General features: G+C 73.7%; 9 protein-coding genes. 4 read left to right on the plus strand and 5 right to left on the minus strand.

The genetic code is table 11. The features are described from left to right. The first annotated feature begins 56 nt into the window (after positions 1–56). The 4 genes from tsaB to ACFT41_RS21300 all read left to right on the plus strand — a co-directional run bounded on the left by tsaB (position 57) and on the right by ACFT41_RS21300 (position 2,625). Positions 57–734 carry a tRNA (adenosine(37)-N6)-threonylcarbamoyltransferase complex dimerization subunit type 1 TsaB gene (gene tsaB, locus ACFT41_RS21285; protein WP_377581687.1) on the plus strand — a complete coding sequence of 226 codons (678 nt, stop codon included), beginning with the start codon at positions 57–59 and terminating at the stop codon, positions 732–734. 77 nt (positions 735–811) lie between these two features. Continuing rightward, positions 812–1,258 (plus strand): ribosomal protein S18-alanine N-acetyltransferase, encoded by a 447-nt coding sequence (rimI, locus tag ACFT41_RS21290; protein WP_377581822.1) that lies wholly within the window; start codon positions 812–814, stop codon positions 1,256–1,258. Between the two features lie 6 nt (positions 1,259–1,264). Continuing rightward, positions 1,265–2,311 carry a tRNA (adenosine(37)-N6)-threonylcarbamoyltransferase complex transferase subunit TsaD gene (tsaD, locus tag ACFT41_RS21295; RefSeq protein ID WP_377581689.1) on the plus strand — a complete coding sequence of 349 codons (1,047 nt, stop codon included), beginning with the start codon at positions 1,265–1,267 and terminating at the stop codon, positions 2,309–2,311. Positions 2,312–2,370: 59 nt separating this feature from the next. Next, complete coding sequence (locus tag ACFT41_RS21300; RefSeq protein WP_377581691.1) at positions 2,371–2,625, plus strand: hypothetical protein; 255 nt, start codon at positions 2,371–2,373, stop codon at positions 2,623–2,625. 90 nt (positions 2,626–2,715) lie between these two features. Here the strand turns inward: ACFT41_RS21300 and ACFT41_RS21305 are convergent, their stop codons facing one another. The 5 genes from ACFT41_RS21305 to ACFT41_RS21325 form a co-directional block, all read right to left on the minus strand. After that, entirely contained in the window at positions 2,716–3,408 is a 693-nt protein-coding gene (locus tag ACFT41_RS21305; RefSeq protein ID WP_377581693.1) for a DUF4142 domain-containing protein, read from the minus strand. 238 nt (positions 3,409–3,646) lie between these two features. Next, positions 3,647–3,964 (minus strand): DUF1707 domain-containing protein, encoded by a 318-nt coding sequence (locus ACFT41_RS21310; RefSeq protein WP_377581695.1) that lies wholly within the window; start codon positions 3,962–3,964, stop codon positions 3,647–3,649. A gap of 56 nt (positions 3,965–4,020) precedes the next feature. Beyond that, positions 4,021–5,202 carry an ROK family protein gene (locus ACFT41_RS21315; protein WP_377581697.1) on the minus strand — a complete coding sequence of 394 codons (1,182 nt, stop codon included), beginning with the start codon at positions 5,200–5,202 and terminating at the stop codon, positions 4,021–4,023. A 25-nt stretch (positions 5,203–5,227) separates the two neighbouring features. Beyond that, complete coding sequence (locus ACFT41_RS21320) at positions 5,228–6,487, minus strand: sugar ABC transporter permease (protein ID WP_377581699.1); 1,260 nt, start codon at positions 6,485–6,487, stop codon at positions 5,228–5,230. Next, positions 6,484–7,305 carry an ATP-binding cassette domain-containing protein gene (locus ACFT41_RS21325; protein ID WP_377581702.1) on the minus strand — a complete coding sequence of 274 codons (822 nt, stop codon included), beginning with the start codon at positions 7,303–7,305 and terminating at the stop codon, positions 6,484–6,486. The genes ACFT41_RS21320 and ACFT41_RS21325 overlap by 4 nt, the downstream gene beginning before the upstream one ends. Between the last annotated feature and the right edge of the window lie 77 nt (positions 7,306–7,382).

The following is a 7,382-nucleotide window of genomic DNA, read 5'->3' on the forward strand; positions in this document are numbered from 1 at the left end:
GGTGGGGTGGGTGGGGCTGCAATGGTGCGGCGGGGTGGGCGGTTAGGGTTGCGTTCGTGCTCGTACTGGTGGTGGACTCCTCGACCCCCGCGGTGACCGCGGCGCTGGTGGAGATCACGGCGACCGGCGTGACGCCGCGCGCCCAGCGGTGCACCGTCGATGCCCGCGCGCACGGCGAGCTGCTCGCACCGCAGGTGCACGCCGTCCTCGCCGACGTCGACGCCCGCCCGGCCGATTTGACCGCGATCGTCGCCGGCCTCGGCCCCGGCCCGTTCACCGGGCTGCGGGTGGGGCTGGTCACCGCCGCCACCATGGCCCAGGTGCTGGGCGTCGCAGCGTACGGCGTGTGCTCGCTGGACGGGATCGGCCACCCGGCGGCGGCCGGCGAGCCGGTCCTGGCGGCCAGCGACGCCCGCCGCCGGGAGGTCTACTGGGCGGTGTACGACGGCGCCGGCCAGCGGATCGCCGGCCCCGACGTGGACGCCCCGGCGGTCGCTGCGCAGCGTGCCCGCGAACTGGGGGTCACCGCCGCGGTCGGCGACGGCGCGCACCGGTACGCCGACGTGCTCGGCCTGCCGCTGCGTGCCGAGCCCCGCTACCCGGACCCGACCGCGCTGGCCCTGTTGGCGGCCGAGCGGATCCGGGCCGGCGCGCCCGGCGAGCCGCTCACCCCGCTGTACCTGCGCCGCCCCGACGCCGTGGCCGCCACCGCCCGCAAGCCGGTCCTGCCGTGAGCGGGCGGGAGCGGCCGAGTCCTGAGCGGGCGGGAGGCCCGGCCGTGAGCGGGCCCGAGCGGCCGAGCCCGACAGGAATCCGGCTGGGCCGGTTCCGCTGGTGGCACGTCGACGAGGTGCTGCCGATCGAGGCGGACCTGTTCGGGGCCGAGCGGTGGTCGCCCGCGATGTTCTGGAACGAGCTGGCCAACGGCCACTTCTACCTGGTCGCCACTCCGGCCGACGGGGAGCGCGTGCTCGGCTACGCCGGGCTCGCCGTCGCCGCGCCGGACGAGGCGTGGGTGCAGAACATCGCCGTCGCCCGGGACGCCCAGCGGCGCGGGGTGGGTCGGGCGATGCTGGAGGCGCTGCTCGCCGAGGCCGCCCGCCGGGGCGTACGCAGCACGCTGCTGGAGGTCGCGGCGGACAACGGCCCCGCCCAGCGGCTCTACGCGACGTACGGCTTCGAGCCGATCGGCGTACGCCGCGGCTACTACCAACCCAGCAACACCGACGCGCTGGTCATGCGGCGCGACCAGGACTGAGGAGCCATGGCCGACGAACCGCTCATCCTCGGCATCGAGACCTCCTGCGACGAGACCGGCATCGGCATCGTGCGCGGGCACACCCTGCTCGCGGACGCGTTGGCCTCCAGCGTCGCCGAGCACGCCCGGTTCGGCGGGGTGGTGCCCGAGGTGGCCAGCCGTGCCCACCTGGAGGCCATCGTGCCCACCATGGACCGGGCGCTCGCCGAGGCGGGGGTGACCATCGCCGACATCGACGCCATCGCGGTGACGTCCGGCCCGGGGCTGGCCGGCGCGCTGCTGGTCGGCGTGGCCGCCGCGAAGGGCTATGCGCTGGCCGCCGACAAGCCGGTGTACGGGGTGAACCACCTCGCCGCGCACGTCGCCGTGGACACTCTGGAGCACGGGCCGCTGCCCGAGCCGGCGATCGCCCTGCTGGTCTCCGGCGGGCACTCGTCCCTGCTGCTCGTCGACGACCTGGCCCGGGGGGTGACCCCGCTCGGGGCGACCATCGACGACGCCGCCGGTGAGGCGTTCGACAAGGTGGCCCGGCTGCTCGGCCTGCCGTTCCCCGGTGGCCCGTACATCGACCGGGAGGCCGCCGCCGGCGACGCCGCCGCGATCGGCTTCCCGCGCGGTCTCACCGCCGCCAAGGACCTCGCCGCCCACCGGTACGACTTCTCCTTCTCCGGCCTGAAGACGGCGGTGGCCCGCTGGGTGGAGGCCCGGCAGCGGGCCGGCGAGCCGGTGCCGGTGGCCGACGTGGCCGCGTCGTTCCAGGAGGCGGTCTGCGACGTGCTGACCGCGAAGGCGCTGGCCGCGTGCCAGGCCCACGGGGTGGACACGCTGGTGATCGGCGGGGGAGTGGCGGCGAACTCCCGGCTGCGGGTGCTGGCCGAGCACCGGGCGGCGAAGCTCGGCATCCGGGTACGGGTGCCCCGGCCGAAGCTGTGCACCGACAACGGGGCGATGGTGGCGGCGCTGGGCTCGCACCTGGTCGCCGCAGGGGTCGCGCCCAGCCGGCTCGACCTGCCGGCCGACTCGGCGCTGCCGCTGACCACGGTCAGCGTGTGACGGCCCGACCTGACCGGGGAGCGCCACCGAAGGCCCGACCTGACCGAGGGAGCGACGACGTGATCGTACGGATGTGGGAGGCGCGGGCGGAGCCCTACGGCTTCGCCGACCTGATCACCTGGGTCTGCGACACGGCCCTGCCGGAGGTCGAGCACGACCCGCTGCACGTGTCCAGCGAGGTGTTCAGTTCCACCGACCACCGGGTGGTGGTGGTCTCGAAGTGGCGCAGCAGCCCCCGGCCGCTGCCGGATCCGCCCGCGACGTTGATCGCCCGCCCCCCACACACCTGGGACTTCACCCAGGTGGACCGCTGACGCGGCAGGTGCAGCCGCAGCCGGTGCAAGGAAGGGCCCCCTGTTAACGCATTCTGTTGCACAGGGGGCCCTTCCTAACATCCAAGCCGGTCAGTTGCGGCGCAGGATGCGGTACGTGGCGATGCCGCCGGTGCCCAGCGCGGCGATGAATACCAGCCACACCACCGTCGTGCTGACCCCGAGCCGGCCGCCGCTGCCGACGTTCGCGGCGGCCGCCGCGACCAGCGAGTCGCTCTGCGCCGGCGGGAGCGCGGCGGGTGGCAGCTGGTCCCAGCGGACCAGGCCGGTGCTCTCCAGCATCGCCATGTGGTCCCCGACGAACTTGTTGGACTCGTCGGCGAGCTTGCGGACGGTCGCGTCCCGGGTGCTGGCGCGCACCGCGCCGATGACCGGGAAGATCTTGCCGTGCGCCACCCGGAGCCGGGTCACGAAGATCTGGTCGAACCGGGCGCCGGTGGAGTCCTGCATCTCCTTGAGCCACCCCTTCTGCTCGGCGGTGGGGTCCGTGGGCAGGGTCGCGCCGAGCTTGTTGGCGGCGTCCACGACGAGCTGGTCCAGCACCCCGTGCTGCCGGGAGATCTCGGCGCCGATCTCGCGCACCCGGGCCGACTGGCCCTTCTCGGCGGCCATCTGCCCGGCCGGCATCTCCCACAGCCCGGCCAGCCGTACGCCGACGAGCAGGGTGGTGTCGGCGGCGTTGAGCTGGGCGTTGACCGGCGCGGCGAGGGCCACGCCGGGTAGCACCCCCAGTGCGGCGACGAAGGTGACAACCAGCGCCGCCATCCGGTGGGTCCGGTGCCCTGGCCGGCGACGTGCGGATCTGAGCGGTGCCATGGGTGCGGTGCCTCCTCGGTCCGGGCCGAACGCGTCCGTCCGGGCGGCCGAGTCCCACGGGCCGCCCGTCCGGTCACTGGTACGGATGGCTGCCGCGATCAGTTCATCCGGATCCCGGAAGAGCGTCTCGTGAAACCCGGCGGGGGATCCGGCGCGGGGAATCAGGCCGGGCAACCGGGGCGACAGGTCAGCGGGTGACGGCCATCAGCAGGCCGAGCAGGAGCAGGGTGGCGACGGCGACCGCGAAGACGACCAGCAGGTCCCGCCGGCCGTGCGCGGGCGAAGAGGACGCAGACGAGGGAGCCGCGGGCGAGGGAGGGAGGACCGGCTCGACCGGCAGGTCCCGGGTCACCAGGGCCAGGTCGCCGAGGGTACGGGCGGCCCAGGCCTCGCCGACCCGCTCGGAGAACTCGTCGAGGGTGAGCCGGCCCGCCGAGGTGTGCCGTTGCAGGTCGGCGACGACCCGGTGCCGGTCGTCGTCGGAGGCGCGCAGCTCGACGTCCACGCCGGACAGCGTACGCAGCCGGGCACGCCCGGGGCACCCCACGCCAGACGGGAGGGTCAGGCCGCGTCGAGGGGGTCGGCGAGCAGCCGCTCGAACGCCAGCTCGGCCGCGCCGATCAGCGCCGCGTCGTCGCCGAGTTTCGGGGTACGCAGCCGCACGTGCTCCAGGCAGGCCGGCAGCCCCATCGAGTTGAGCCGGCTGCGCACCTGTGCCGCCGCGGCGAGGTAGAGGTCCCGCATCGTGCCGCCGAAGATGACCATCTCGGGGTTGAAGATGTTGACCAGGTTGGCCACGCCGAAGCCGAGCCAGTCGCCGGCCTGCCGTACCGCCGTCTGGGCCCGTGCGTCGCCCCGGTCGGCGGCCTCGAAGAGGGCCAGCACCGCGTCGGGCCCTCGGGCGTCGGACCGGCCGGCGGCCCGCAGCAGCCCGTGCTCGCCGATCTCGGTCTCCCAGCAGCCCCGGGAGCCGCACTCGCAGGGCTGCCCGCCGCGCACCACCACCATGTGGCCGACCTCGCCGCCGTACCCGCCGTGTCCGGTCAGCCGCCGGCCGCCGGCGATGATGCCGGCGCCGACGCCGACGTCCCCGTACAGGTAGATGACGTTGTCGCAGCCGGCGGCGACGCCCCGGGCGTGCTCGGCGAACGCCGCCACGTCGGCCACGTTGCCGACCGTGATGGGCACGTCGATGCCCAGCTCGGCGGCGAGCGCCGCGCCGATCGGCTCGTCCACCCAGCCGGTGGTCGGGCTGAGCCGAACCAGGCCGTCGTCGCGGCGGACCATGCCGCAGACCGCCACCCCGGCCCCGACGCAGAACGCACCCGCCGGGACCGACTGGTGCATCTCCTTGACCGCGCCGGCCAGCAGCGGGGCGGCCTCCCCGGCCATCAGGTTGCGGGGTCGGTCCAGTTCCCGGCGATCGAGCACCGCGCCGCCCAGACCGACCCGCGCGGCCCGCAGCCGGTCCACCTCCACGCTGTACGCGTACGCGTAGACCCGCTCCGACTCGGGCCGGACGACCAGCGACGGTCGTCCGGCCCGGCCGGTCTCCTTCGGCGTGCCCTCGCTGACCAGCCCGGCGCCGGCCAGGTCGGCGGTCAGCGCGCCGATGGTGCTGCGGTTGAGCCCGAGGGTGGTGGTCAGTTCGGCGCGGGTCGTCGCGCCGTGGACGTGCACGTAGCGCAGCAGGGCACCGAGGTTCTGCCGACGGATCTCGTCCTGACTCGGTCCCACACGCATCGTTACCGGTACTTTCGCGCGGGTGTCAACGGTTGCCGGTGGCGGCCGACCGGTGCCGGGAGAAGGCGTCCACGCTCGCGGCGAGCAGCAGCACCACGCCGGTTACCACGTACTTCACCCCCGAGCTGTAGCCCATCAGACCCATGCCGTTGTCGATCACGGCGACCACCGCGCCGCCGAGCACGGCGTCGAGCACCCGGCCCTTGCCGCCGAAGAGGCTGGTGCCGCCGATCACCGCCGCGCCCACGGCGTAGAGCAGCACATTACTGCCACCCGTGTTGGGGTCCACCGAGTTGGCCCTGCTCGCCGCGACGATGCCGCCGATCGCGGCCATCGAGGAGCAGATGACGAAGACCGAGATGCGGATCCGGTCGACGTTGATGCCGGCGCGGCGGGCGGCCTCCTTGTTGCCGCCGACGGCGTAGACGTGCCGGCCGTAGCTGGTGCGCTGGAGCACGAAGGTCCAGACGATCAGCAGCACCGCGATGATCGGCACCACGATCGGCACGCCCTTGAGCGAGGTGATCAGGACGTTGCGGCTGCGCTCCAGGTTGAGCACGTAGACGGCGGCGCCGAGGATGACCGTCAGCACGCCCACCCGGGCGAACACGACGGCCAGCGGGTCGGTGACGAGCCCCCGGGCGGACCGGTTGCGGTGCCGCATCAGCTGCACCGCCGCGTAGGCGGCGACGGCGACGGCGGCCAGCGCCCAGCCGATCGCGGGCGGCAGGTTGCGGTTGGAGATCGCCACCAGCGTCTCGTCGCGTACGGAGATGTTGCTGCCGTCCTTCATCAGCATCAGCACGATGCCCTGGAAGGCGAGGAAGCCGGCGAGGGTGACCACGAAGGACGGGATGCCGATCTTCGCCACCAGGAAGCCCAGCGTGGTGCCGATGAGCACGCCGGTGCCGAGCGCGGCGAGCACCGCGACCCACCAGGGGTAGCCGAGCACGGTGACGACGTTGGCGAGGATCGCCGCGCAGACGCCGCTGGCGAAGCCGGCGGAGAGGTCGATCTCGCCGAGCAGCAGGACGAAGACCAGGCCCATCGCGATGAGCGTCACCGCCGCGCCCTGGGTGAACAGGTTGGCGAAGTTGCCGGCGGACAGGAACGACGGGCGCATGATCGCGAAGACCGTGCAGAGCACGATCAGGCCCAGCACGGCCGGCAGGGCGCCGATGTCGCCGCCGCGTACCCGGCTGACGTAGCTGCGCACGTGGCCGCCGACGGTGACCGGCGGGGCGACCGCCGCCGGCCCTTCCTTCTTCACGACGGTGCTGGTCATCGGAGGGCTCCCGGGGTCGTGCCGACGGCCGCGCCGCCGGTGCCGTTGCCACCCGCCGGCTCGGCGGCGAACCCGAGGGCACCGGAGCGCCCGGCGGTGATCAGCTCGACGACCTGCGAGTGGGTGATGTCGGTGGTCTTCACCTGGGCCACCATCTGGCCGAGGTAGAGGGCGGCGATCCGGTCGGAGACCGCGAAGACGTCGTTCATGTTGTGCGAGATGAGCACGACGGCGAGGCCGTTGTCGGCGAGCCGGCGGACCAGTTCCAGCACCTGGGCGGTCTGCGCGACGCCCAGGGCGGCGGTCGGCTCGTCGAGGATGACCAGCCGGCTGTTCCAGAGCACCGCCTTGGCGATGGCGACGGTCTGCCGCTGGCCGCCGGAGAGGCTGGAGACGTGCTGGCGCAGCGACTTCACCGTCCGGACGCTCAGTCCGGCGAGGGTGTCGGCGGCCATCTGCTCCATGGTCGGCTCGTCGAGGACGATGCCGGTGCGCTTCTCCCGGCCGAGGAACATGTTCTGCACGATGTCGAGGTTGTCGCAGAGCGCGAGGTCCTGGTAGACGACCTCGATGCCCAGGGCGGCGGCGTCCCGGGGGCTGCTGATGCTGACCGGGCGGCCCTCGAAGAGGAACTGGCCGGAGTCGGTCGGGTAGATGCCGCTGATGCACTTCACCAGGGTCGACTTGCCGGCGCCGTTGTCGCCGACCAGCGCGGTGACCTCGCCGGCGTGGGCGGTGAGGGCGACGTCGCGCAGCACCTGGACGGGACCGAAGCTCTTGTCGATCCCTCGTAGTTCCAGCAGGGGGGTTGCGGACACAAGGGTCTCCTTGTCGCGGAGGGGAGATCGCGGAGCCCGTCCGGCGCGAGCCGCCGCCCGGCACGGGGTCACCGCTG

Source organism: Micromonospora sp. NPDC057141, from assembly GCF_042670805.1.
GTDB lineage: Bacteria > Actinomycetota > Actinomycetes > Mycobacteriales > Micromonosporaceae > Micromonospora.